A 26,832-nucleotide genomic window follows, 5' to 3' on the forward strand; every position below is an offset into this window, starting at 1 on the left:
GTCTATTTTTTTGTTCTGTTGATCTGATAATATTATTTTGATAAGGATAAGGTTGTTCTGTAAGCTTATTTTTACAGAACAACGATAATGAAAACTAGTTAAATAACTTATGGAACTGCAAACCTATCCAATCCCATATTCCACCAAAGAATCCTGTTTCTTCAATATCCTGTAAAGCAACAAGTGGTTGTTCGTTAATAACTTTGCCGTCTAATAAAAATTGCATTTTGCCCACTGTAGTTCCTTTAGTGATTGGAGCATAAATATAATCATCAATTTTATATTCAACTTGTACATCGGCAGCACGACCTTTTGGTACGGTAATAAATGCCCCATTAACGGCACCTAATTGAATTTTATTTTGATCGCCATACCAGATGGTTTCAGTCGCAACTGGATTACTCGCTTTTACTGGATTTGCAGTTTCAAAAAATCGGAATCCCCATACTAAGAGTTTTTTACTTTCTGCTTCACGACCTTTAAATGTACGCCCACCTAGTACCGCTGAAATTAAACGAGTATTGCCATCAACTGCTGAAGCAACTAAGTTATAACCAGCAGCATTGGTATGCCCTGTTTTAATTCCATCAACGTTTAATGTGGTGTCCCAAAGTAATCCGTTTCGGTTTAATTGTGGTTTGGACAGTGTGTAGGTAAATTCTTTTTGTTTATAAATAGAATATTCTTCAGGTAAGTCACGAATTAGTGCTTGTCCTAAATATGCCATATCTTTGGCTGTGGTGTATTGTCCTGGTGCATCAAGCCCATGTACAGTTTCAAAATGGGTATGGTTTAGTCCAATTTTTTTTGCATAATCATTCATTAGGTTAACAAATGCACCTTGACTACCTGCTACATGTTCAGCCATGGCAATACAAGCATCATTACCTGATTGAATAATTATGCCTTTGTTAAGATCAGAAACAGAAACCGTTTTACCCACTTCTAAAAACATCAATGATGACCCTTTTAATACTGGGTTACCCGTTGCCCAAGCATCTTTACTAACAACAACCATATCATCATTTTTTATGCGTCCTGATCGTAACGCTTGACCAACCACATAGCTGGTCATCATTTTAGTTAAACTTGCCGGATCGCGCTGTTGCTCAGCATTATATTGTGCTAAAATTTCGCCTGATTTTGCATCAATTAAAATATAAGCTTCTGCGTCTAATTGTGGAATAGCAGGAATAGGGAAAGCGATTTCAGCTGATACTGATGAACAAATTGTAAGCGCTAATAAAGCAAAAGATAATTTAAATTTCTTTTTCATTTATTTAAATTCCGTTAAATATTTTTAGATAACATGTATCGATGAGTATGAATAGACATAATAATGCCAAAACCGGCCATTAATACCACTAAAGAAGAGCCACCATAACTTATTAGCGGTAATGGTACACCAACTACTGGCAAGATTCCACTGACCATACCAATATTAATGAACACATAAATAAAAAATACTAAAATAAGCCCGCCAGAAAGAATTCGACCAAAGGTAGTTTGCGCCCGTGCAGCAATAAACAGCCCGCGCACAATTAAGCATAAAAACAGAATTAGTAAAATGATGGAGCCAATAAAACCAAACTCTTCAGCAATAACTGAAAAGATAAAATCAGTATGACGTTCAGGTAAAAATTCAAGTTGTGATTGCGTACCTTCAAGCCATCCTTTACCCCATATTCCACCCGAACCAATTGCTATTTTAGATTGAATAATATGATAGCCAGCTCCGTTTGGATCGAGTTCAGGATAGATGAATATAAGTACGCGTTTTTGCTGGTAATCGTGCATTAAACAAAACCACATGATCGGTAAAAAAATAGCAATTAAAACGAGCGCAATAAGAATATAGCGCCAGTTCATACCTGCTAAAAAAATAATAAAAACGCCTGACATGGTAATCAAAATAGATGTTCCTAAATCAGGTTGCATAGCAACCAGTAATGTCGGTACGCCAATAATAGCAAGTGTTTGTAGTGTGGTTTTTAATGGCGGTGGGCATCCATCTCGGTGAATGAATTTAGCAACCATTAATGGTACGGCAATTTTGGCTATTTCAGAGGGTTGAAATCGCAATACGCCTAAATCTAACCAACGCTGGGCACCTTTGCTGGTATATCCAAAAATGTCCACCAGTAATAAGATTAAAATACAAAAAATATACAAATAAGGCGCCCATTTTTCATAAGTTCTGGGCGAAAACTGTGCCAATATAATCATGACAGCAAAACCAAGTAATATTTGTATTGATCGCTTTTGTATCATGTCGATACTTTGTCCTGCTGCACTCCAAAGAATATATAGGCTATAACCAAGTAATAACGTTATAAATAAAAAGAACAGAGGATCTATATGTATTTTTTGCCAAAAACTTTTTTTAATATTATTCATTATTGTCCTCTGTCCCTGTATTGGTTGATGGTTCATTGAGTTCGGTAGAATCATTACCTAAAAGGTAAAAATCCAAGATTTTACGAGCTACCGCCCCACCGTTCGAACTACCTCCACCGCCGTTTTCTAAAACAATGGCTAATGCAATTTTTGGCTTATCATAAGGTGCGTAAGCAATAAATAATGCGTGATCACGCAGGCGTTCAGGAATTTTATGGGCGTTATAAATTTCGTCTTGCTTTAAGCCATAAACTTGTGCAGTACCTGATTTACCCGCTGCTTGATATTTTGCATCAGCATAAATTTTACGTGCTGTTCCTCGTGCACCAAACATGACTCGGTGCATGCCTTCTTTTACTAGATCCCAATAATTTGATTTAACATTAAATAAACTATTAGTTTCTATATATTTTTCAGGATTAATTGTTGGTTGATGTTCATTTGAATTTAAAATATCACTCCTTTTATATAATAAAAAATGAGGAGTATAAGTTTTACCATTATTAATTAATGTCGTTAATGCTTTAGCCATTTGGATAGGCGTTGCAGTCCAATAACCTTGTCCTATACCAACTGGAATAGTATCACCTTGTAACCAAGACTTTTTATATCGTTTTATTTTCCATTCACGACTAGGCATAACAGCTCCTGTTTCTTCATTTGATGATATATCAATGCCAGTTCGCTGACCATAACCAAATTTACTCATCCATAAATTTAGGCGATCAATGCCCATATCATAAGCGACTTGGTAAAAATAGGTATCAACTGATTCTTCAATCGCCTTTAATACATCAACTCGACCATGCCCCCATTTTAACCAATCACGATAACGCCGTTCAGTGCCTGGTAATTGCCACCAACCAGGATCATTAACCACACTTTTTGGCGTAACTAGACCTTCACTTAAGGCTGCAATAGAAATAAATGGTTTAACAGTTGAAGCAGGTGGATAAGTCCCCAATAAAGCACGATTGAAAAGTGGTTTACTAGGATCTTTTAGTAATTCGTTATATTTAGTACTCGATATACCGCCAACAAATGAGTTGGAGTCATAACTTGGACTAGAAACCAAGGCTAAAATTTCACCATTATTAGGATCAATAGCCACTACAGCAGCTTTACGCCCAGCCAATAATTGCTCAATATAAAGTTGCAATTTAAGGTTGATAGATAAATAGATATCTTCACCTGATTGAGGTGATTTTTTATTCAACTGTCGAACAATGCGTCCTCGACTATTGACTTCAACCTTTTCATAACCAGGTGTTCCATGCAATAAATCTTCGTAATATTTTTCGATACCCATTTTTCCAATATTAAAAGTGGCTACATAATCGCTAGTTTTATTTGCATCTTCTAAGCGCTGTTTATCTTGGCTATTAATTTTAGAAATATAACCAAGAATATGGGTCAGTGATGATCCATAAGGATAATAACGATGCTGTATACCTACAATAGAAACAAATGGAAAACGATGTTGATCAACAACAAAACGAGCTATTTGTTTTTCGGTCAAATTATCTTTTAGTGGTACCGGACGATGAGCTCTATAGTTACGTCGTTCTTTTTGAAATATTTCAATATCTTCATCAGTCAAATCAACAATTTTTTTTAATTCCTCAAATTGTTCATTGAGGTTTTTAGTTTTATCGGGAATAATATTTAATTGATAAGTAATATTATTAATCGCTAATGGCGTACCATTACGATCATAAATCATGCCACGATTCGGTGGAATAGGGATAATTTCGATGCGATTATCATTAGATTTTGTAGTGTAATAACTATAATTCAAAATCTGTAAACCAGCTAAGTTTACAATCAATACAATAATTAAAATAATAATGACAATAAAAGAAAACAGTGCCCGGCGTAAAAACAAGTTTGTTTCCGCTGAATGATCTCGAATATTAGTCTTCTTTTTTTTACTTGAGATAGGGGTAATCATACTCTTTTAAATGCTTTTTTCTGTTTGTGATTTATGTTGCTGTTCTTCCCATTTATCATAAGCGTTAACAATTTTAGCTACTACTGGATGGCGTACCACATCTTCACTATTAAAAAAATTAAAGCTGATTTCATCAACCTTGCTTAGTACTTCAATCGCATGACGTAAGCCCGATTTTTGATGGCGCGGTAAATCAATTTGGGTGATATCACCTGTAATTACTGCTTTAGAATTAAAGCCAATACGAGTTAGAAACATTTTCATTTGTTCAATTGTGGTGTTTTGGCTTTCATCAAGAATAATAAAAGCGTCATTAAGGGTGCGCCCCCGCATATAGGCGAGTGGTGCAACTTCAATCACGCTTTTTTCAATCAGTTTTTCGACTTTTTCAAAACCAAGCATTTCAAATAAGGCATCGTAAAGTGGACGTAAGTAAGGATCCACTTTTTGACTTAAATCACCGGGTAAAAAGCCTAACTTTTCGCCAGCTTCAACTGCTGGTCGAGTTAATACAATACGGCGAATTTGTTGCTTTTCCAGCGCATCAACAGCTGCTGCTACCGCTAAATATGTTTTACCTGTTCCTGCTGGCCCTATACCGAACGAGATGTCATAATCTAAAACATGAGCAATATATTGAGCTTGATTAGCTGTTCGGGGTTTGATAATACCTCGCTTGGTTTTAATCATCACTAACTTTCCGCCTTGATGATCAACATAAGCAGGTAAGTGTTCACTTGCTTTTTGTAAAGCTGCTGACTCTTTTATTGCTAAATGTATTTGTTCAGGATCAATATCAACAACTTTATCTTTGATTTTAGTTTGTTTATACAAGGATTGTAAAATATCAATAGCAGCTTGAACACAGATAGTATCGCCCGTTATTGCAAATAAATTACTTCGGTGATTAATTTCAATACCTAGTCTGCGCTCTAGCTGTTTAATATTATCATTATAAGGACCACAAAGACTATTAAGACGCTGATTATCAGCAGGTTCTAACACGGTTTCAGTTGTCGTAATATTCAAAAATAAGTCCTCTAATCATTAATATTAATTACTAATACGTCCTTCACACAAAGGACACTTTTCAATGCCTTTTAAAAAGTCCATATTGCACTGATGGCAAGATACGATATTTCCGTTAACAACATTGTCAACTGCAGTTGTTGATTGACTTTCATCAAACCCTTGAGCTTTTAATTTATTAACTAACATTGAAATAGGTGTTCCACTTTTTAACTCTTGTTCAACATATGACGCTATTTGTTCTTCAAATGTTGGCGGTACATAGTCGAGCACATTTTCGTTATAATCGCTATTGCATTGATTACATTTTATATAACGTCCTATGGTTGAGTAACTAAAAATAGGAATAAAAAAAAGTGTAAAATATTTTGCTATTTTTATTTGTGTGTATTTCTGTTGTTTTTCGTCAGTAGTGATATTTTGTTTTGAGCAACAATTAGGACAATTAAATTGTCCACCGCGTTCGTTAACTTCTCTTCCACGAGTACCAAAAATAATAAACATTTTTCCCTTCCTTTTTTTTGATTTAATGAATTTTTAATTTCTGTTTAAAAAAAATAACTAAATATTTTACGTTTTGCTTTTATGGTTGATAAATACCAACCCCTAAATCATTTTCCTTTCGGGTTCGAGATATAACGGATATTGGTGATTCACTTACACGCAAATCCATTTCATCTTCGGTTCTTACTACTTTGCCACGCAATGAATTTGGATAAACGTCAGTAATTTCAACATCAACAAATTTTCCAATCATTTCAGGACGACCTTCAAAGTTAACAATTCGATTGTTTTCTGTTCGGCCTGTTAATTCCATCAGATCTTTTTTAGATGGACCTTCAACTAAAATGCGTTGTACGGTATTTAACATACGGCGGCTAAATTGCATGGCTTGTTGATTGATTCGTTCTTGAAGAATGTACAGACGTTGTTTTTTCTCTTCTTCTGATACGTTATCTTCCATTTCTGCAGCTGGTGTGCCAGGACGTGCTGAATAGACAAAGCTGTAACTTAAATCAAAATTGACATCGGCAATTAATTTCATAGTTTGCTCAAAGTCTTCTTGTGTTTCCCCAGGAAAACCAACAATAAAGTCAGAGCTAATTTGAATATCAGGACGAACTTTACGAAGTTTGCGAATAATCGATTTATATTCAAGTGCTGTATGCGTTCGTTTCATTAGATTTAATATACGATCAGATCCACTTTGTACTGGTAAATGTAAAAAACTTACCAGTTCAGGGGTGTCACGATAAACATCGATAATATCATCAGTAAATTCGATTGGATGACTAGTTGTAAAGCGAATACGATCTATACCGTCAATGGCTGCAACTAAGCGTAGTAATTCAGCAAAGGAACAAATACCACCATCAAACGTTGGCCCACGATAGGCATTAACATTTTGTCCAAGTAAATTTACTTCTCGCACACCTTGTTCAGCAAGTTGAGCAATTTCATAAATTACATCGTCACAAGGTCTGCTGACTTCTTCGCCTCGAGTATAAGGCACAACGCAGTAAGTACAATATTTATTGCATCCTTCCATAATTGAAACAAATGCTGTTGGACCTTCGCTACGAGGTTCTGGGAGGCGATCAAATTTTTCAATTTCAGGAAAACTTACATCAACCACATGATTGCCTTTGCCACTTCTAACCTGCTCAATCATTTCTGGTAAGCGGTGAAAGGTTTGAGGTCCAAAAATAATATCCACAAATGGCGCACGTTTACGAATATGGGCACCTTCTTGCGAAGCAACACATCCTCCTACACCAATAATGATATTTGGGTTATTTTTTTTAAGGTTCTTCCAACGCCCTAATTGATGAAAGACTTTTTCTTGAGCTTTTTCTCGAATAGAGCAGGTATTGAGTAATAAAATATCTGCTTCTTCGGCATTTTCAGTTAAAGTTAAACCATGGGTGGATTCAAGGAGATCTGCCATTTTTGTTGAATCATACTCATTCATTTGACAGCCCCAAGTTTTGATATGTAATTTTTTGCTCATCAATAACTCAGCTATATTTAATTGTTAAAATGAAAACGGGTTTAAATCCGCAATTTTAGCGTGTTATATTGTAATCTTTTGTGATTGTAGGGTCTATAACAAAATAAAAATGACAACTCAAAACTATGCTTGTTTTATTATTTAAATTGGCAATCTTTTTTATAATAAAAATTGGTAGATGATTTAAAACAGTTTATTTATCAAATAACAGTCGATTATGATAATCATTCTTTTTAATATCACTTGATTTTATGCTATTATCTGCAACTAATTTTGATAACAAATAAACTGTTTAAGGTATGAAAAAAACATTTAGCCCAACAAAGCGCCTATTAGTTAAAGGTATTATTGCTACATGTTTGTTATCTGTCACTCGTGTAGGCTTTGCCGCAGCAATGGCACAAGTAATTGCTGTGCGTATATGGCCTTCATCTACTTATACAAGAATAACTTTAGAATCAAATGTTATATTAAAATACAAACACTTTTCATTGACTAATCCTAACAGGATTGTTATTGACATTAATAATATTGATCTAAATCCAACCTTAAAAAATATTTCATCAAAAGTATTAAAGCACGATCCTTATATTAAATTGATACGTGTTGTTCAACGTGATCCAAAAACAGTTAGAATTGTGATCGAATTAAAACAAGGTGTTAAACCTAATACTTTTACCTTATCACCGATAGCAAAATTTAAACATCGGTTAGTGATGGATCTTTATCCTTCTAAACCAGCTTCAAGCAAGGATGATGATCCTTTACTTGCACTTTTAGAAGAATATAAAAAAGGCGATCTAAATAAAAAACAATCTGAAATAAAATCACCAACTAATAAAAATAAAAATGCTCCGGTTATTGTGGTACTCGATCCTGGCCATGGAGGAGAAGATCCTGGTGCTATTGGTTACAATAAAACACGCGAAAAAGATATTGTTTTACAAATTGCACGTCGTACTTATAATTTACTTAAAAAAGAACCAAATATAAAAGTCTATATGACACGTAATGAAGATGTCTTTATTCCATTAAAAGTCCGCGTTGCTAAAGCTCGTTCACTCCATGCAGATCTATTTATTTCTATTCATGCAGATGCCTTTGCTAACCGTTCTGTCGGTGGTTCATCTGTTTTTGCATTATCAACAAGTGGAGCAAGTAGTTCAGCAGCTAGTTATTTAGCTCAAACTCAAAATGAAGCAGATCAAATAGGCGGTGTTAGCCGCAGTGGCGATAAATATTTAGATAATACCATTTTAGATTTGGTTCAAAAAACAACGTTAAATAATGGAGTATTACTTGGTAATGCTATTTTGAATCGAATGAAAAGAATAAATAAGTTACATAAACCATCACTTGAAAAAGCAGGCTTTGCAGTGTTAAAAGCACCTGATATTCCATCGGTTTTAGTTGAAACAGCCTTTATTAGTAATATTACCGAAGAAAAAAAATTAAAGACTGCTTCGTTCCAAAATCAAGTATCTAAATCAATTGTTGATGGTATTAAAGATTATCTGAAAAGACGCAAAAATTAAATTTGTAAAAAGTTTCAGAAAATCGTTTAGTTAAGCATAAAAACTATTGAATAATAATTAAACACCTTTCAGCATCTAACTCAGGTATGGTCAATTTTATATTTTGTTTAAGTGTAAAATCATCTGTAATAGGATCTATGTCACTTCCTTTTAGAGCATAAAAAGCTCCTTGTTCATTAGGAAGATGTTTACACCAACTAAGCATGTCTTGCAATGAAGCAAATGCTCGGCTAATAACTCCATCAAACTTTTTATCGTTATAATCTTCTATTCGGCTTTGTATTGGGTTTATATTAGTTAGCTTTAATTCAAACTGTACTTGTTTTAAAAATCGAATACGCTTACCTAAACTATCCACCAAATCAAATTGTTTATCTGGGTTAGCAATTGCTAGTGGAACGCCTGGTAAACCAGGACCCGTTCCAACATCAATAAAAGTTTTTCCAGTTAAATAAGGTGATACAACTAAGCTATCCATTATATGTTTAATTAACATTTCATTAGGATCTCGTACAGCTGTTAAGTTGTAAGTTTTATTCCATTTGTTTAGCATCTCAACATAATGGATCAATTGATCTATTTGTGATTCTGAGATCAAAAGATCTGTTTGATCTATTAGATTAATGAGTTTCTTTTTTAACATAATTTTTCTTTTTTAAATAAACTAATAACATTGAAATCGCAGCAGGAGTAATTCCTGATATACGCGAAGCTTGTCCTATTGAAACAGGTTTATTTTGTTTTAATTTAGCCACAACTTCGTTCGATAAACCAGATATTTCAGCATAATCAATATGCTCAGGAATAAGCGTTTCTTCATTGCGTTTTTGACGTTCAATTTCTTCGATTTGCAGTTTAATATATCCGTCATATTTAACTTGAATTTCAACCTGTTCAGCAGCCTGTACGTCGGACAATCCAGGCGCAAATAATGAAAGCGATTTCAATGTGTTATAACTCATTTCAGGTCGCTTAAGTAACTCTTCTCCATTCGCTTCTTTAGTCAAATTAGCACTTAACACGGCATTTACTTCATCAATGGTTTCAATATGAGGATGTACCCATATATCACGTAATCTTGCTCTTTCTTGTTCAATAGCTTCAAATTTTTCGTTAAAACGTTGCCAGCGATAATCATCAACCATACCTAGCTTGCGACCAATCTCAGTTAAGCGAATATCAGCATTGTCTTCACGTAACATTAAACGATATTCAGCACGCGAGGTAAACATGCGATAAGGTTCGTTAGTACCAAGAGTACAAAGATCGTCAACCAACACCCCTAAATAAGCTTGATCACGGCTTGGGTACCATTGATCTTGATCATATACAAAACGTGCTGCATTTAAACCGGCAAGCATTCCTTGAGCTGCAGCTTCTTCATAACCAGTTGTTCCGTTGATCTGTCCTGCTAAAAAGAGACCTTTGATAACTTTACTTTCAAGTGTTGGCTTAAGATCCCTTGGATCAAAATAATCATATTCGATCGCATAACCAGGTCTGACAATATTAGCATTTTCTAATCCTTTCATACTGCGTACAAATGCTAATTGTGTATCAAATGGTAAACTTGTTGAGATCCCATTTGGATATATTTCGTTGCTATCTAATCCTTCAGGCTCTAAATAGATCTGATGAGAATTACGATCCGCAAAACGCATGATCTTATCTTCAATCGATGGGCAATATCTTGGACCTACTCCTTCTATTACACCTGTATACATAGGACTACGATCTAAGCTATTTCGAATGATCTCGTGTGTTATTTCATTAGTACTTGTGATATAACAAGGAATTTGTTTAGGATGTTCGTTTGCATTACCTAAAAATGAGAATACAGGAACAGGATCATCGCCATATTGTGTGCCTAATTTTGAAAAATCTATTGTTCTGGCATCAATTCGTGGTGGGGTACCGGTTTTTAACCGTCCCATTCTAAATGGATATTGATGAAGTGATTTTGACAAGCTGATCGAAGCCGGATCACCTGTACGTCCACCACTGTAATTATTAAGTCCTATATGGATCTTTCCATCTAAAAAGGTACCTGTTGTTAATACTACAGCTTTAGCTTTAAAAGAAACTCCCATTTGGGTTTTTACACCTATGATCTGATCGTTTTCGATGATCACATCTTCAACAGCTTGTTGAAATAGCATTAAGTTTTCTTGATTTTCAAGTGTCGTTCGGATTACTTTGCAATATAGTGATCTGTCTGCTTGTGCTCTTGTAGCCCTAACTGCAGGCCCTTTACTGTTATTTAAGATCCTAAATTGGATCCCAGCATGATCGATAGCACTTGCCATTAAGCCACCCATTGCATCAATTTCTTTTACCAAATGGCCTTTACCTATGCCACCAATGGCAGGATTACAAGACATTTGTCCTAATGTATTGATATTATGGGTTAAAAGTAGTGTTTTCCGTCCCATTCTTGCTGATGCCATTGCTGCTTCTGTTCCTGCATGACCGCCACCAACGATGATGACATCAAAAAGATCTGGATAAAACATAAAAAGCCTCGTATTTATTTTGTGTATAGATGATCGCTAATTTAGATCAGGAGATTTGGTTTATTCAGGGTAGGAGATTTTACTCATCTTTTCGTTTACGTCAAATGATCTATTTTGATCGCGATTTAAATAAAATAAGATCTTTTAGATGATCTTTTTATTTTTATTATTATTAGATCGGATCCTTTATGGTGATAACTCTTTTTTATGATTATTTTATAGGATCTTATCGATCGATTTATTCTGTTAATTGATCGGATCTTTTTTTGTTTAAACTTGTGTATAACTATTCTTTTTATCCACATGTGTTTTCTATTTTGAAGTTGTTAATGCGATCATAACAGCTTGTTATCCTAATTTTTAACAGAGTTATCCACAAAAATTAAGTTTAATTGCTTGAATTTTAACTTTTTATTGTTCTTATTTTAAACAGGAATTTTTGATCGTATTGTTGTTTTTTGTTTTATTTTTGAATTAGCAGTTATCTGTTTGTCTTTTTATATAAAAGTGATTGATTTTTATAAAAGCAAATTTATACTTAATATGATTTTATTTGTATTGTGAGGTTACTTTATTACTCTTTCACAGCTACCTTTGCCTTTTCCATTATCTAATAATGAAACTTTTGATAGTTTTTATGTAGGTAATAATCGGTTATTGTTTGATTCGTTGCAAACCTTATTAGTTAAAGAGGGGTTTAATGTCTTTTATATATGGGCGGCTAGCGTTGCAGGTCGAACTCACCTTTTACATGCGTCAAGTCAAAATAAATTAGCTAGTTATATTCCATTAAAACAGCATTATCATTTGGTACCTGAAATTTTACAGGGATTAGAAAATTATGATTTAGTCTGTTTAGATGATATTGATGCAATAGCAGGCCATAGAGATTGGGAAGAGGCTATTTTCGATTTATTTAATCGTTTGACAGAAAAAAATGTGAGTAAATTATTGATAACCGCAAATGCTCCACCTAAACAAATTTCTTTTATATTGCCTGATTTAGTTTCTAGATTATCTTGGGGGCAGGTTTATCAATTAAAAGAACTTAGCGATGATGATAAGCTTAAAGCCTTACAATTAAGAGCACAATTAAGTGGATTTGAATTATCAACAGATGTTGGGTTATTTTTATTAAAACGTGTTAATCGTGATATGCGAACCTTGTTTTCTTTGTTAGAGAAGTTTGAAGTGGCAACGCTTGCTCAACAGCGTAAATTAACTATTCCTTTTATTAAACATATTTTGGATTTGTAATATGAGTCATAAACCTGAAGCTATTGTTTTTTTTGATTTAGATGGGACATTGTTTAATAGTCAAGTTGATGTATTGTCTAGCTCTCTTGAAGCTATAGAAAAATTAAAACAAAATAATATTATTCCAATGATTGCAACCGGTCGAACACCTTGTGAAGTTGTTGATTTAATGAGAAAGACTCAGATTGACTCAATTATTGGCATGAATGGGCAAGTTGTTTTATACAAAGGCGAAAAGGTTTTTACTAATAATATTGATAAAGATGTGATAGTAAGAATACATCAGTATTCTAAACAGGAAATGAATATTCCTTTATCTTTTTATAATGATGAAATGATGTGTATATCTGAGTATAGTCAACCAGCCGAGAAGTTTTATAATTATCTTAAGCAACCAGTTCCTTCAGTTGATGATCAGGTTTATTTAAAATCACCTATTCAGATGATTTTATTGCTTTGTGAATCTGGAGAGGCTCTTTATCGAGATGTTTTTCCTGAGCTAACCTTTATTCGTAATACCCCTTACTGTGTTGATGTTTTTAATCATGGTGGATCTAAAGGTTATGGTATTACTCAGTTATTAAAAAATAAAGGGTTTACTGATGTGCCAACTTATGCCTTTGGTGATGGAATGAATGATTTTGAAATGTTTCTAACCGTTGATCATCCTATTGCTATGGGTAATGCTGTTGATGAATTAAAAGCACAAGCTGAGTTTGTTACAGATACTAATAATAATGATGGTATCGCTAAAGCGTTACAAAAATTTGGGTTGATTTGATCGATATTTTTATATTTTTTAGTTTATTGATAAATAACGCCCAAACACACAGCTTGGTTTGCCCCAGTTACTTCGGGAATATTTGATGGAATATTGTTGATTCGACAATAAGCGAGCCAAGCGAAGGCTATTGCTTCCATATCGTCACCATTTATGCCTTTAGTATCGGTTGTTAATACTGACCATGATGGTAATAATGTTGATAATCTTTGCATAATAAGCGGATTTTTAGCACCTCCGCCACAGACTAAAAGCTCGCAAGATAGTTTTTTTAATATAGGTAATTCTTTGATTTCATTTGCAATTGATAAAGAGGTTAATTCAACGAGCGTTGCTTGAATATCTTCTGATTTTAAATCAGTTCCTGCTAATTTTTTATGTAACCATGGTAAATTAAATAACTCTCGCCCTGTACTTTTAGGTGCTGGTATTTTGAAATAATCTTCATCAAATAATTTATTCAATAAGTCTTGACTGACTTTTCCTGTTTTTGCCCACAGTCCATTTTTATCATAACTTTTACCTAGATTTTGATTTATCCAGCAATCAAGCAGTACGTTTCCTGGACCTGTATCGTAACCAATAACAGTATGGTTAGGAATTAATACTGAAATGTTACTAATTCCTCCTATATTCAATACTACTCGATTAATTTGTGGATCTTGTAGCACCGCTTTATGAAAAGCAGGTACCAGCGGTGCTCCTTGCCCGCCATAAGCCATATCTTTTCGGCGAAAATCAGCTATGGTGGTTATACCTGTTTTTGCAGCGATAATATTGGCATCGCCAATTTGTAGGGTAAATGGATTGTCACCTATTGGTGCATGGTAAATAGTTTGCCCGTGGCAACCAATTGCTTTTATTTGTTGTTTATCTATTTTATTGTCTTTTAAAAATTGATTGATACTATCAGCAAATAATTCACCAAGTTGGTGGTCTAATTCACCCAAATTTTGTAATGTGGTTTGCTTTGTTTCACATAATGCTAATAATTGCTGCTTTAATTTGGAGGGCATTGGATAGCAGCTACTAGCTATTGATGTGACATTTTTTGCGGTAATATTAACTAAAGCAATATCAATTCCATCCATGCTAGTTCCTGACATCACACCAATATATAAATTTTGCATATATCTATCCTTGTCGAATAATGTTACCTGTTTGAATATCTCTGATTTGAGATGGCTGTAATCTATTACCTGTTTCGCCTGCTAAAATCGGAAAATTTTGGCCAAATTGTTTGGTTACTTCGATGACTGTTTTACAAGGAGGATAACTTGATAAATTAGCACTGGTTGAAACTATCGGTTTGCCATAAAGATCACATAGTTTACAAACTAATGGGTGATTGGTGACTCGCACTGCTATGGTGTCGAATTTACCAGTCAAAAAATAAGGTGTTTTTTTATTTTTAGGAAAAATCCAAGTAATAGGGCCTGGCCAGTTAGTAAGTGCTAACTGTTTTTGTTCATTAGTAATAGCTAATTCATCTATATAAGGGAGCAATTGTTGGTAATGGCTAGCAATTAAAATTAAGCCTTTATCTACTGAACGCTGTTTTAGTTGTAACAGTTTTAATACGGCTGATTCACAATCAGGATCACACCCTAGACCGAAAACAGCCTCGGTAGGATAAGCAATCACTTCACCATTTTTTAAATAATTATTGATTTCCGATAGCGTTAATAAATTAGCCATAAATTTGAATACGAGCTGAGTAAAATTGAGATTTATATTAAACTTAGGTTTTAAGTTTTGCAAATTTGCATGATTCATGCTTTTAAAACTGGGTAGTGGTAGCTGCCCTGTGGTTATTCCCAGTTCATTTGTGGAAAATGGTTAGTTGTAAGTCCAACAACTTGTTGCATATTGATAATTTTAAGTCTTGAATCAATAATTTTGCTTATTCCTCGGGCCTCTATATCGCTGTTAATGACGTAACAGTGCTTAGTTTTTTTTATAATATCATTTAATAATGGATTATTTTGTATAGCCAGAATAACGCCATTTTGCCAGAACAATACAACATCTTGAGCTGATATTAATTGTGGATTTATGGCTGATTGGTTTGCTGTTGATATAGTATGTAGCATTATTTTCACTTTTTATACTGAAACGTATAGTTACCTGAAACTTTTTTACAAAATCAAGCTCATTTTGGTTAGTACAATCTTTGATGTTATTAGTATATAATAAGAACTATTTATTGAGCAAAGAATTCATCATGAAGCCAGTTATTTTAAGCAATGAGCAACAAACGATTTTGTTTGGTAGTAAACTTGCCAAACTATGTTTAAACTATTTATCCAAACATGATGATACAATTGTTATCTATTTAATTGGCGATCTTGGTGCAGGTAAAACAACTTTTAGTCGTGGTTTTTTGCAACAATTAGGTCATGTAGGTAACGTAAAAAGTCCAACTTATACATTAGTTGAAACCTATCAATTTGATAATTTTTCAGTTTACCATTTTGATTTATATCGGCTTTGTGATCCAGAAGAGCTAGAGTTTATGGGAATTCGTGAATATTTTTATTCGCGATCAATTTGTTTGATTGAGTGGCCACAGCAAGCAAATGGGATTTTGCCAAGCGCGGATCTTGAAGTTCATTTGACTTATTTGGCGCTTGAACGTACTGCTTGCGTTCAGGCTATAAGCGAAAAAGGCAGCGAGATTATTAATCTATCATAATTGAAATAAACAATATAAAGACAATGAAAAAATTATTCACTTTTTTTATCTTATTACTGCTTTGTAGTTCTGCCTATGCAGCTAAAGTTGTTATTGCCGTTGATGCTGGGCATGGTGGTAAAGATTCCGGCGCAATAGGCAAGAATAAGTTATATGAAAAAACAGTTACGCTTTCTATTGCTAAAAAACTTACCAATTTACTAAATAAAGATCCTAATTTTAAAGGGGTATTAACCCGTAGCAGTGATAATTTTATTTCTGTTTCGCAACGCTCTGAAATTGCTAGAAAAAATAAAGCTAATTTGTTAGTTTCAGTTCACGCCGATGCTGCACCAAATCGGAATGCAACGGGTGCTTCGATCTGGGTATTGTCAACAAAGCGAGCGGACACAGAACTTGGTCGTTGGCTTGAACAAGATGAAAAACAATCACAATTACTTGGTGGAGCAGGTGATGCGCTTAGCGATGATCATGATCCTCATTTGAGCCAAGCCATATTAGATCTACAATTTTCTTATTCTCAACGAGTAGGATATGAGTTAGCAAAACAAGTATTAAAAGAAATTAAAAAGATAGTAAAATTACATAAATCAGTTCCAGAACATGCAAGCTTAGGAGTATTACGTTCACCAGATATTCCATCGATTTTAGTTGAAGTTGGTTTTATCTCTAACGAAGGTGAAGAACGCTTACTAAGTAGTAATACTCATCAAGATAAGATTGCCAAAGCTATCTATCAAGGTATAAAAAATTACGTTAAACAAAATCCAAAATTTGGGGAACAGCATTAATGGCAATTCATATTCTTTCTCCTCAATTAGCGAATCAAATTGCTGCTGGTGAGGTGGTAGAACGACCAGCATCAGTCATTAAAGAGTTGGTTGAAAATAGCCTTGATGCGGGTAGTACTCAAATTGATATTGATCTTGAGCAAGGCGGCTGTAAATTAATTCGTATTCGAGATAATGGTTGTGGTATTGCTAAAGATGAATTAGCACTGGCACTTGCTCGTCATGCGACAAGTAAAATCAGCAAGTTAGATGATTTAGATTCTATTATTAGCCTTGGATTTCGTGGTGAGGCTCTGGCGAGTATAAGTTCAGTTGCAAGGTTGACATTAACTTCACGCACAGCACAACAAACTGAAGCTTGGCAAGTTTATGCTGAAGGGCGGGATATGGAGCCGGTGATTAAACCTGCTGCACACCCTGTTGGCTCGACTGTTGAAGTACTTGATTTGTTTTACAATACTCCTGCAAGACGCCGTTTTTTAAAAACAGAAAAAACCGAATTTATGCATATTGAGGAATTTATTCGGCGTATTGCGCTTGCACGTCCTGATGTTACCTTTAATTTGCAGCATAATGGTAAACTTGTTAAGCAGTATCGTTCATCTAGCCTTGAAAAAAGGGTAGAATTGGTGTGTGGGCGGGTATTTATGCAAAAAGCAGTCAAATTAGATTGGCAACATGATGATTTATTTATTCAAGGTTGGGTAACAAGTAGCGATGTTAGTGATTTGCAATATTTTTATGTTAATGGTCGAGTTATCAAAGATAAATTACTTAATCATGCATTACGACAAGCCTATACAAGACGTGCGAATGAACAACAAAGTTATGTGGTGTTTTTACAAATAGATCCAAAACAAGTTGATGTTAATGTTCATCCAGCTAAGCATGAGGTCCGTTTTCATGAAGCTAGATTAGTGCATGATTTTGTTTATCAAGCTATAGTTATGGCCCTTGAATCGGATTTATCTGCAATAGATGAAAAAGTAACAATAACACCTAATCGGCAAGCAGCTGGAGAAAATATATTTAATCAACAGACTATTTCTAAGCCTTATCAAGCTAGTAACCAATTACCAAAAAAAACTAGCAATTATGCTAAAGAAAATGCGTTGTATGGTCAGTTAGTTAGTGTTGAATCTCCTTCTCAAAATATTGCAGAACTTGAGCCTAAAAAGCCATTTTTATCGGTAGAAGAAAATGAAATAACTGAACCACAAAAAGCGGTTATTGAATCATTATTTCCAAAACGAAGTACACCATTGCAATCACTACAACAGCAACTTAATAATTCATCATTAGTGACATTTGGACGGGTGTTAACTATTATTCAACCTGATATTGCATTGCTTGAAAAAAATGAAGATAATCAACAAAAATTAATGTTGATGAAGTTGCCTATTGCTCAACAAAAAGTTGTTGCGATTAAATTATTGTTACAAAACTCTGAAAAATTGCTTATCCCATTGACAATTTTAATTAATAATAAAGAGCAGCAAGTCCTTTCTTCTTATCAGCCGCAACTAAATTTTTTAGGTTTTGATTTTTATATTGATAAAGCAAAGTTGTATTTACAAAAAGTTCCTAAAATGTTGCGCACTATCAATTGGCAACAAGTATTACCTGCTTTAATTGTTTTTATTTCATCGTCAGAAAAGGAAGTTTTCGAGCCAACTCAAATTGCGGCTTGGTTAGCTAGCTTGTATAATGATAATTATGCAGTAAATTGGAACATGGATAACGTGGCTCACTTACTTGCTCAGTTAGAACAAGTGGATATTAATCTGTTACAACAAGAATCGTTTTTATATCCGATTGATATACAATTTTTAACTCAATCAGTTTTATCATGAATAAACCAAAAATTATTTCGTTAATGGGACCAACAGCATCTGGTAAAACAGCTATTGCTATGGAACTTTATGATCGTTATCCTATTGATATTATTAGTGTCGATTCAGCTCTAATTTATCGAGGTATGGATATTGGTACTGCAAAACCAACTAAAGAAGAACAACAAAAGTATCCTCATAAATTGATTGATATTTGTGATCCAGCAAAAAGTTATTCGGCAGCTAATTTTAGACATGATGCTATTGTGGAAATTGAAAAAACCCTTAAAAAAGGGCGAATTCCATTGTTGGTTGGTGGGACAATGCTCTATTTTAAGGCTTTAATTGAAGGGCTTTCACCGCTTCCTGCTGCTAATAGCGAAATTCGTCAGCAAATAGAGGAAAAAGCCAATAAATTAGGTTGGCAAGCGATTCACGAAGATCTAAAAAAAGTCGATCCAATTTCAGCTGAACGAATTCATCCTAACGATCCTCAGCGGCTTAATCGTGCTTTAGAGGTTTATTTAATTTCAGGAAAAAGTCTAACTGAACTTACACAAGAAAGTGGCGAAGCATTACCATACGATATTATGCAATTTGCTATTATGCCTCAAGATCGGTCGCAATTACATGAACGTATTGAACAACGCTTTTTAAATATGTTGGAGCAAGGATTTGAAAATGAAGTTAGAGCACTTATGCAGCGATCGGATTTACATTTAAATTTACCTTCTATGCGTTGTGTTGGATATCGTCAAATGTGGGAGTATTTAAATGGCAATACAAGTTATGATGAAATGGTTTTTAAAGGGATTTGCGCTACACGCCAATTAGCGAAAAGGCAAATAACGTGGTTACGAGGTTGGAAACAACCTATAACATGGTTAAATACCGATAATATAGGTTCTGTTTTTGATAAAATATTGAAATAAAAGAGTACGTATCTTTTTAATTTAAATTGCTCTTATCTAATTTAGTAAAAATATTGCAAGCAATTGTTAAGTATGGGTATAATTTTTTTATTTTTTGGTTTAAATTCATTAAAATTTTAGTTATTTGTGCATTAATTATTATTGCTTGGTTTAAGAACAGTGCTTTTTATGTTATTTTGGTAGATAATAAAAACGTTTTATTTTTCGTCGTGAATAAATTTTTATTTTCTGCGATAACATTATTGGTTCTTTCATCTTATTATAATTTTCTTATTAAAGGATAAACTCATGTCAAAAGGGCAGTCATTACAAGATCCTTATTTAAACTTGCTTCGTCGCGAGCATATTCCAGTATCTATCTATTTAGTTAATGGTATTAAGCTGCAAGGTCAAATTGAGTCTTTTGATCAGTTTGTTATTTTGTTAAAAAATACTGTTAGCCAAATGGTTTATAAACATGCTATCTCAACAGTTGTACCATCTAGACCTATTTCTGGATTGGTATCTCAACCTCAAGAGGAAGACGAAAGTTGATATTTTGGTGGAGAATCTGATTGTTTGAAAGATATAAAGGCGGTGAAACCGCCTTGTTAGTCCATGTATTCTTTCCTCAAGAAAGTGATATTGAGGATCTTAAAGAGTTTGAGGTTTTGGTTTCTTCAGCTCAAATAGATATTATCGATATTGTAACAACTTCAAGAAAAGCACCTCAATCCAAATATTTTATAGGTGAAGGTAAAGCGCAAGAAATAGCTGAAAAAGTTAAACAGCTTAATGCTTCTGTTGTTTTAGTCAATCATACTTTAACTCCCTCCCAAGAACGTAATTTAGAGCAGTTGTGTAAATGTCGTGTTGTTGATAGAACAGGATTAATTCTTGATATTTTTGCGCAACGAGCCAGGACACATGAAGGTAAATTGCAAGTTGAATTAGCGCAATTACAGCATCTTTCGACTCGTTTAGTTCGGGGTTGGACACATTTAGAACGGCAAAAAGGTGGTATTGGCTTACGTGGACCCGGTGAAACTCAGTTAGAAACCGATAGACGATTAATTCGTCATCGAATTCAATTAATTTTGTCAAAACTAGATAAAGTTGAAAAACAGCGTAATCAAAATCGTCAATCAAGAAGTAAAGCTGATCTATCAACAGCATCTTTAGTTGGCTATACTAATGCTGGTAAATCAACATTATTTAATGCATTAACAAATGCCGATGTTTATGCTGCTAATCAGCTATTTGCTACACTTGATCCAACCCTACGAAGGGTTATGGTTGATGATGTTGGTCAGGTTGTTTTAGCAGATACTGTAGGCTTTATTCGCCATTTACCTCATGATCTTATTGCAGCTTTTAAAGCAACATTACTTGAAACGCAAGAAGCAACATTACTATTACATGTCATTGATGCAGCAGACCCTAATTTATTAGATAACATGTATGCTGTTGATGAGGTTTTGCAGGAAATTAATGCACACGAAATTCCTGCATTACTCGTTATGAATAAAATCGATTTGATAGAAGGAAAACAACCAAGTATTGATCGAGATGAAAACGGTATGCCTATTCGAGTTTGGATTTCAGCGCAAAATGGTTTAGGATTGGATCAATTATTCATTGCGTTAAAAGAAAGACTCGCTAAGCAAATTCAGGTTTGCCATTTGAGTGTGCCGGCTTATTTAGCAAGACTAAGAAGTCGTTTATATCAGTTAAATGCAGTAGAAAATGAATTTATTAATGAGGATGGTAGTTTTCATCTAGATGTGAGAATTCCCTCTATTGAATGGAATCGCCTCTGTAAACAAGAACCAGATCTGTTATACTTAATCAATAAGCAAAATAACAACTAATTATCAAATGGAGCATATACAATATGGCGTGGAATCAGCCCGGCAATAACGGACAAGATAACGACCCATGGGGGAATAATAAAAAAAAGCCAACTAATCATTCATCTGATGGCTTATTTGATAAAGTTAAAAAATTATTAAAAAAAAATAATTTCGGCAATAATAATGGTTCCTCTGGAATTAAATTGCCGATGAGTATAACTAAAATTATCATATCTATAATTGCCTCACTAGTTCTAGTTTGGGCGGGAAGTGGATTTTATACCATTAACCAAAATCAGCGTGGTGTAATTACTCGTTTCGGTCAAGTTCAATCTGAAATCATTCAACCAGGGCTAAATTGGAAGCCAACTTTAATCGATAAAGTGTATATTGTTGATACACAGGGCATTCGAAATTTCAACGAACAAGGACTTATTGTTACAGCTGATGAAAATTTGGTTTTTGTTGATATAAATGTGCAATACAGTGTCAGCGATCCTTTAAAATATTTATTTAATGTCACTAATGTAGAAGATAGTCTGCGCCAAGCTGCCGATAGTGCCCTTAGAACGGTGGTGGCAAGTTCAAATATTGGTGCGATAATTTCTGATGAACGTTCAGCTATAGAACGTAGCACTAAAGATGAATTAGTCAATATCATTAGTCCCTATGATATGGGTATTAATGTTATTAATTTGAATTTTCAAGTTGCTCGTCTACCAGATGAAGTGAAAGATACTTACAATGATACGCTTCATGTTCAAGACGATAGTGAGCGAGAAATCAAACAAGCTGAAGCTGATAAGGTGCAAAAAATTCAGCAGGCAGAAGAACGTTCAGCAGGAATTTTAGCTGATGCTAATGCTTATAAGATTAGAGTAGAACTTGAAGCTGCTGGTGATGTGGACAGTTTTGAAAAAATCTTACCACAATATAAAGTAGCACCAGAAATTACTAAAGAACATTTATATATTGAAACTATGGAAAGAGTATTAACTAAAACCAATAAGATTATAGTGAATGATAAAAGTGGAAATATGATAGTGTTACCGTTAGAAGCACTATTAAAAAATAAGAGTGAAAAAAATTCTCAAACAATGACGTTATCAAACCAAAATAGTGAATATAATTCTAATATGCTGAGAGCGTCTGAATCAGTAAAAGAGCAGCCTCAACCGATGCCGGAATTATCAAAAGAAAATAACAAAAACACTAATAACACCATTAAAGTTGGCGAGACTTCGCGGACTCCACGGTTTATGGGAAGATAAGGAGAAAATTATGCGCAAATTATTGATTCCTATAGCATTAATTTTGATTGGTGTGTTTTTTTCTAGCGCTTATGTTATTGAAGAAGGTACTCGAGGAATTGTTTTACGGTTTAATAAAACTATAGGATTATCTGAACCTGGATTACATTTTAAATTTCCAGGAATGGATAATGTAAAAATTGTTGATGCTAAAATCAAAACAACAAATAGTTCTAATAATGTCGGTCAAGAACAAAAGTTTAGAACACACGAAAATAAAGATTTAGTTGTTGATTATTTCGTACAATGGAAGATTGTTGATTTTAATCGATATTATGAAACTATTGCTGGTGGTAATAGTATTGAGAACTTGTTACTTGCTCGATTAAATGGCTGTTTAAGAGCAGAAATTCAAAAATTAAATATCATTGATGTTGTTAATGATACAAATAATAACTCTCATAATTCTATAGTGATCCGTGTAAAGGATACCTTAAATAGCACTGTTCAAGAATTGGTTAAAAGTGATTCGATTGAAAAGCACATTAATAAAAATGAAAAAGCTTTAGAGGGTAATCAAGCGAGTATGAGGCCTTTTGGTATTGAAGTTATTGATGTCCGCTTAAAGAAAGTTAATTTTCCTCAAGAAATGTCTAATTCTATTTATGAGAAAATGAAAGCAGACCGGAAGAATATTATCCAAAATCAACCTTTTCAAGGTATTAAAAAAGCTGATGAAATACGAGCAGAGACTATACTAGAAGTAACCAAAATATTATCTGAAGCTGAACGTCAATCTCGCTCTATTCGTGGTGAAGGTGATGCGAATGCAATCAAACTTTATGTTGATGCTTTTGGTACAGATATAGAGTTTTTTAGCTTTATACGAAGGCTAAAAGCTTATGAACGAAGCTTTACAGGTAATGATATTGTAGTTATTAGCCCTGATAGTGAATTTTTTAAATATATGAAATTAAAATCTGATAATTAACTGAATGAGTAAATAGTCTATGAGTAATAATGTTGTTGTGCTAGGTACACAATGGGGTGATGAAGGCAAAGGTAAAGTTGTTGATTTACTCACGGAAAAAGCAAAGTATGTTGTTCGTTATCAAGGCGGGCATAATGCAGGTCATACATTAGTTATTAATGGTGAAAAAACAGTATTACATTTAATTCCATCAGGAATTTTACGTAATGATGTTATTAGCATTATTGCTAATGGTGTAGTGCTTTGTCCTGATGCTTTGATGAAAGAGATGAAAGAGTTAGAAAATAGTGGTATTCCTGTTAGGGAAAGACTCCTTATCTCTGAATCATGTCCTCTAATTTTGCCTTACCATATTGCATTAGATCAAGCTCGAGAAAAAGCTCGTGGCAATAAAGCTATTGGAACAACAGGGCGTGGTATTGGTCCTGCTTATGAGGATAAAGTTGCTCGCCGTGGACTTCGAGTTGGTGATTTACGTGATCGTCAAGCTTTTTCTGAAAAACTAAAAGATGTGATGGATTATCATAATTTTCAATTAGTCAATTATTACAAAATCGAAGCTGTAGATTATCAAAAAGTTTTAGATGCTACATTAGCTATAGCTGATATTTTAGTTGCTATGATTGCCGATATTCCTGCGCTTTTAGAAGATGCACGAAGAAAAGGCGAAAGAATTATGTTTGAAGGTGCACAAGGAACATTACTTGATATCGATCATGGTACTTATCCTTTTGTAACTTCTTCTAATACTACTGCTGGTGGTGTAGCAACGGGATCTGGTTTTGGCCCGCGTTATGTTGGCTATGTGTTAGGTATTGTTAAAGCTTACTCTACGCGTGTTGGTGCAGGCCCATTCCCTACCGAGCTATTTGATGAAGTTGGTGAATACCTTTGTAAACAAGGTAATGAATTTGGTGCAACAACAGGTCGCCGCCGTCGCACTGGATGGCTTGATGCAGTTGCTGTGCGTAAAGCGGTACAACTTAATTCTGTTTCTGGATTTTGTTTAACTAAACTTGATGTGTTAGATGGGCTTAAAGAAGTAAAAATTTGTGTCGGTTACCAATTACCAAATGGTGATGTTATCAAAAATGCTCCAGCTGCCGCTGAAGAGTGGAGCTTAGTTAAACCTGTTTATGAAACTATGCCAGGTTGGAGCGAATCAACTTTTGGCATTAAAAGCTATGATGCACTGCCACAAGCAGCAAAAGCTTATATCAAAAGAATTGAAGAGTTAACCGAAACACCAATTGATATTATTTCAACAGGTCCAGATCGCAATGAAACTATGATTCTACGTGATCCTTATCAAGCTTAATATTGATTAAAAAATCGGGATAATTTTCCCGATTTTTTATTTTTTGATATATAACAATTAACTGTGTATGAGGGAATTATGGCTAAATTAGGTACTCCTTTATCACCGACTGCAACTAAAGTATTACTTTGTGGTGCAGGAGAATTAGCTAAAGAAGTTGCGATTGAATTACAACGTTTTGGCTGTGAAGTTATTGCAGTTGATCGCTATGCTAATGCGCCAGCAATGCAAGTAGCTCATCGGTATCATACTGTTAATATGCTTGATGGGGATGATCTAAGAAAAGTCATTGAAATGGAAAATCCCGATTATATTGTTCCAGAGATTGAAGCTATTGCCACATCTACACTAGTTGAGTTGGAAAAAGAAGGATTTACTGTTATTCCAACAGCAAAAGCAACGCAATTAACAATGAATCGTGAGGGAATTCGCCGTCTTGCTGCAGAAGAATTAAAACTACCTACTTCACCTTATCGTTTCGCCGAAAACGAATTTGAATATGAACAAATGGTAAAAGAGATAGGTTTTCCATGTTTGGTTAAGCCCGTTATGAGCTCTTCGGGCAAAGGTCAATCTTTATTGCGTAGTGAAGCAGATATTAAATCTTCATGGATATATGCTCAAGAAGGAGGGCGCTCTGGTGGGGGTAAAGTAATCATAGAAGGTTTTGTTGATTTTGATTACGAGATTACTTTGCTGACTGTTCGGCATATTAACGGAGTTTCATTCTGCGAACCAATTGGTCATCGTCAAGAAAAAGGCGACTATCGAGAATCTTGGCAACCTCAGCAGATGCCTGAAAAAGCATTGAAACAAGCGAAAAATATTGCAACTAAAATAACAGAAGCATTAGGTGGACGAGGGGTATTTGGTGTTGAATTATTTGTTAAAGGGGATCAAGTATGGTTTAGTGAAGTATCACCTCGCCCCCATGATACCGGTATGGTGACATTAATTTCACAAAACTTATCTGAGTTCGCATTACATGCAAGAGCAATATTAGGATTGCCAATTCCAATTATAGAACAATATGGTGCTTGTGCATCATCTGTTTTATTAATAGAAGGTAATTCAAAACAAATAACTTTTGCTAATATCGATAAAGCATTAAGCGAACCGCAAACTGATTTACGTTTATTTGGTAAACCAGAAGTAAAAGGAACAAGAAGAATGGGAGTTGCGTTAGCTAGAGCATCGACAGTTAAAGAGGCTACTAATAAAGCTATTAATGTGACAAAACAACTAAAAATAACCCTATAACACTTAAGTTTGTGTAAAAAGTAGTCATTCAATACAAAAAAATAAAAATTTCTAAAATAGGGGTTGACGTTCACAAGTGAAGTGAGTAATATACGCAACCCTTGAGACAGCGAAGTAAAACAACGAAATGTTGGTTTAGTTGAAAAGCTGTCAGCTCTTTAAAAAGAAGAAACAGACAATCTGTGTGGGCACTTGCGAGACAAAAGATTAAAGTCTACGGACTAAAAAAATTAAGTCTTGATAAGTGACACTGAAGATTCATTTGAATATGTCAGAGACAGTTATTGAGCATCAAACTTTAAATTGAAGAGTTTGATCATGGCTCAGATTGAACGCTGGCGGCAGGCTTAACACATGCAAGTCGAACGGTAACATAAGTGCTTGCACTTGATGACGAGTGGCGGACGGGTGAGTAAAGTATGGGGATCTGCCGAATGGTAGGGGACAACAGTTGGAA

At 34.3% G+C, this 26,832-nt stretch carries 23 protein-coding genes, 1 rRNA gene and 1 pseudogene; 14 read left to right on the forward strand and 11 right to left on the reverse strand.

Annotation, left to right across the window (positions count from 1 at the left end; all coding sequences use genetic code 11):
• Nucleotides 1–94 precede the first annotated feature (94 nt).
• From GA0061080_RS02320 to miaB, 6 genes are all read right to left on the reverse strand, one after another.
• Nucleotides 95–1,276: a serine hydrolase gene (locus GA0061080_RS02320; RefSeq protein ID WP_091120389.1), complete on the reverse strand. Its 1,182-nt coding sequence runs from the start codon at nt 1,274–1,276 to the stop codon at nt 95–97.
• A gap of 14 nt (nt 1,277–1,290) precedes the next feature.
• Nucleotides 1,291–2,397: a peptidoglycan glycosyltransferase MrdB gene (mrdB, locus tag GA0061080_RS02325; RefSeq protein WP_091120394.1), complete on the reverse strand. Its 1,107-nt coding sequence runs from the start codon at nt 2,395–2,397 to the stop codon at nt 1,291–1,293.
• Complete coding sequence (gene mrdA, locus GA0061080_RS02330) at nt 2,390–4,348, reverse strand: penicillin-binding protein 2 (protein ID WP_091120397.1); 1,959 nt, start codon at nt 4,346–4,348, stop codon at nt 2,390–2,392. Before mrdA ends, mrdB begins: the two co-directional genes overlap by 8 nt.
• Before the next feature lie 6 nt (nt 4,349–4,354).
• Nucleotides 4,355–5,377: a PhoH family protein gene (locus GA0061080_RS02335; protein WP_091120401.1), complete on the reverse strand. Its 1,023-nt coding sequence runs from the start codon at nt 5,375–5,377 to the stop codon at nt 4,355–4,357.
• A 24-nt stretch (nt 5,378–5,401) separates the two neighbouring features.
• Nucleotides 5,402–5,881 carry a zinc-ribbon domain-containing protein gene (locus GA0061080_RS02340; protein WP_091120404.1) on the reverse strand — a complete coding sequence of 160 codons (480 nt, stop codon included), beginning with the start codon at nt 5,879–5,881 and terminating at the stop codon, nt 5,402–5,404.
• A gap of 79 nt (nt 5,882–5,960) precedes the next feature.
• Complete coding sequence (miaB, locus tag GA0061080_RS02345) at nt 5,961–7,388, reverse strand: tRNA (N6-isopentenyl adenosine(37)-C2)-methylthiotransferase MiaB (protein ID WP_091120407.1); 1,428 nt, start codon at nt 7,386–7,388, stop codon at nt 5,961–5,963.
• A 299-nt stretch (nt 7,389–7,687) separates the two neighbouring features.
• On the opposite strand from miaB, the gene GA0061080_RS02350 reads away from it, so the two are divergent.
• Nucleotides 7,688–8,923: an N-acetylmuramoyl-L-alanine amidase gene (locus tag GA0061080_RS02350; protein ID WP_091120410.1), complete on the forward strand. Its 1,236-nt coding sequence runs from the start codon at nt 7,688–7,690 to the stop codon at nt 8,921–8,923.
• A 43-nt stretch (nt 8,924–8,966) separates the two neighbouring features.
• On the opposite strand, the gene rsmG is transcribed toward GA0061080_RS02350, so the two are convergent.
• Together rsmG and mnmG are read right to left on the reverse strand one after the other, a co-directional pair.
• Nucleotides 8,967–9,566 (reverse strand): 16S rRNA (guanine(527)-N(7))-methyltransferase RsmG, encoded by a 600-nt coding sequence (rsmG, locus tag GA0061080_RS02355; protein WP_091120414.1) that lies wholly within the window; start codon nt 9,564–9,566, stop codon nt 8,967–8,969.
• Entirely contained in the window at nt 9,544–11,436 is a 1,893-nt protein-coding gene (gene mnmG, locus GA0061080_RS02360; protein ID WP_091120416.1) for a tRNA uridine-5-carboxymethylaminomethyl(34) synthesis enzyme MnmG, read from the reverse strand. The genes rsmG and mnmG overlap by 23 nt, the downstream gene beginning before the upstream one ends.
• A gap of 573 nt (nt 11,437–12,009) precedes the next feature.
• Between mnmG and hda the strand changes: the two genes are divergently transcribed.
• Together hda and GA0061080_RS02370 are read left to right on the forward strand one after the other, a co-directional pair.
• Nucleotides 12,010–12,693 carry a DnaA inactivator Hda gene (hda, locus tag GA0061080_RS02365; RefSeq protein ID WP_091120421.1) on the forward strand — a complete coding sequence of 228 codons (684 nt, stop codon included), beginning with the start codon at nt 12,010–12,012 and terminating at the stop codon, nt 12,691–12,693.
• Between the two features lies 1 nt (nt 12,694).
• Nucleotides 12,695–13,474 carry a Cof-type HAD-IIB family hydrolase gene (locus GA0061080_RS02370; RefSeq protein ID WP_091120425.1) on the forward strand — a complete coding sequence of 260 codons (780 nt, stop codon included), beginning with the start codon at nt 12,695–12,697 and terminating at the stop codon, nt 13,472–13,474.
• Nucleotides 13,475–13,497: 23 nt separating this feature from the next.
• Here GA0061080_RS02370 and GA0061080_RS02375 read toward each other — a convergent pair whose 3' ends face one another.
• From GA0061080_RS02375 to tusB, 3 genes are all read right to left on the reverse strand, one after another.
• A complete protein-coding gene (locus tag GA0061080_RS02375; RefSeq protein WP_091120429.1) occupies nt 13,498–14,604 on the reverse strand; it encodes an anhydro-N-acetylmuramic acid kinase in 1,107 nt (368 codons plus the stop codon).
• 4 nt (nt 14,605–14,608) lie between these two features.
• Nucleotides 14,609–15,172 carry an L-threonylcarbamoyladenylate synthase type 1 TsaC gene (gene tsaC / locus GA0061080_RS02380; RefSeq protein WP_091120482.1) on the reverse strand — a complete coding sequence of 188 codons (564 nt, stop codon included), beginning with the start codon at nt 15,170–15,172 and terminating at the stop codon, nt 14,609–14,611.
• A 113-nt stretch (nt 15,173–15,285) separates the two neighbouring features.
• The gene (tusB, locus tag GA0061080_RS02385; protein ID WP_091120432.1) at nt 15,286–15,567 is read right to left on the reverse strand and encodes a sulfurtransferase complex subunit TusB; all 282 of its coding nucleotides are present in this window, start codon (nt 15,565–15,567) and stop codon (nt 15,286–15,288) included.
• Nucleotides 15,568–15,695: 128 nt separating this feature from the next.
• Here tusB and tsaE point away from each other — a divergent pair, with 128 nt between their 5' ends.
• The 11 genes and pseudogenes from tsaE to GA0061080_RS02445 all read left to right on the forward strand — a co-directional run.
• Complete coding sequence (tsaE, locus tag GA0061080_RS02390; RefSeq protein ID WP_091120486.1) at nt 15,696–16,169, forward strand: tRNA (adenosine(37)-N6)-threonylcarbamoyltransferase complex ATPase subunit type 1 TsaE; 474 nt, start codon at nt 15,696–15,698, stop codon at nt 16,167–16,169.
• Nucleotides 16,170–16,234: 65 nt separating this feature from the next.
• Nucleotides 16,235–16,939, forward strand: a pseudogene (locus tag GA0061080_RS02395) (N-acetylmuramoyl-L-alanine amidase); the annotation flags it as partial.
• A 20-nt stretch (nt 16,940–16,959) separates the two neighbouring features.
• Nucleotides 16,960–18,813, forward strand: coding sequence for a DNA mismatch repair endonuclease MutL (gene mutL, locus GA0061080_RS02400; RefSeq protein WP_091120438.1), 1,854 nt, complete (start codon nt 16,960–16,962; stop codon nt 18,811–18,813).
• The gene (gene miaA, locus GA0061080_RS02405) at nt 18,810–19,724 is read left to right on the forward strand and encodes a tRNA (adenosine(37)-N6)-dimethylallyltransferase MiaA (protein WP_091120441.1); all 915 of its coding nucleotides are present in this window, start codon (nt 18,810–18,812) and stop codon (nt 19,722–19,724) included. The genes mutL and miaA overlap by 4 nt, the downstream gene beginning before the upstream one ends.
• A gap of 288 nt (nt 19,725–20,012) precedes the next feature.
• Nucleotides 20,013–20,258 carry an RNA chaperone Hfq gene (hfq, locus tag GA0061080_RS02415; RefSeq protein WP_091120447.1) on the forward strand — a complete coding sequence of 82 codons (246 nt, stop codon included), beginning with the start codon at nt 20,013–20,015 and terminating at the stop codon, nt 20,256–20,258.
• 20 nt (nt 20,259–20,278) lie between these two features.
• A complete protein-coding gene (gene hflX, locus GA0061080_RS02420) occupies nt 20,279–21,574 on the forward strand; it encodes a ribosome rescue GTPase HflX (RefSeq protein ID WP_091120450.1) in 1,296 nt (431 codons plus the stop codon).
• Between the two features lie 23 nt (nt 21,575–21,597).
• Nucleotides 21,598–22,827, forward strand: coding sequence for an FtsH protease activity modulator HflK (gene hflK, locus GA0061080_RS02425; RefSeq protein WP_091120454.1), 1,230 nt, complete (start codon nt 21,598–21,600; stop codon nt 22,825–22,827).
• Between the two features lie 10 nt (nt 22,828–22,837).
• Entirely contained in the window at nt 22,838–23,797 is a 960-nt protein-coding gene (hflC, locus tag GA0061080_RS02430) for a protease modulator HflC (protein WP_091120458.1), read from the forward strand.
• A gap of 19 nt (nt 23,798–23,816) precedes the next feature.
• Nucleotides 23,817–25,115, forward strand: a complete 1,299-nt coding sequence (locus GA0061080_RS02435) for an adenylosuccinate synthase (protein WP_091120462.1) — start codon at nt 23,817–23,819, stop codon at nt 25,113–25,115.
• Nucleotides 25,116–25,193: 78 nt separating this feature from the next.
• The gene (purT, locus tag GA0061080_RS02440) at nt 25,194–26,375 is read left to right on the forward strand and encodes a formate-dependent phosphoribosylglycinamide formyltransferase (RefSeq protein ID WP_091120465.1); all 1,182 of its coding nucleotides are present in this window, start codon (nt 25,194–25,196) and stop codon (nt 26,373–26,375) included.
• 300 nt (nt 26,376–26,675) lie between these two features.
• A 16S ribosomal RNA gene (locus tag GA0061080_RS02445) occupies nt 26,676–26,832 on the forward strand; the annotation flags it as partial.

The organism is Gilliamella intestini, from assembly GCF_900094935.1.
Taxonomy (GTDB): Bacteria; Pseudomonadota; Gammaproteobacteria; order Enterobacterales; family Orbaceae; genus Gilliamella; species Gilliamella intestini.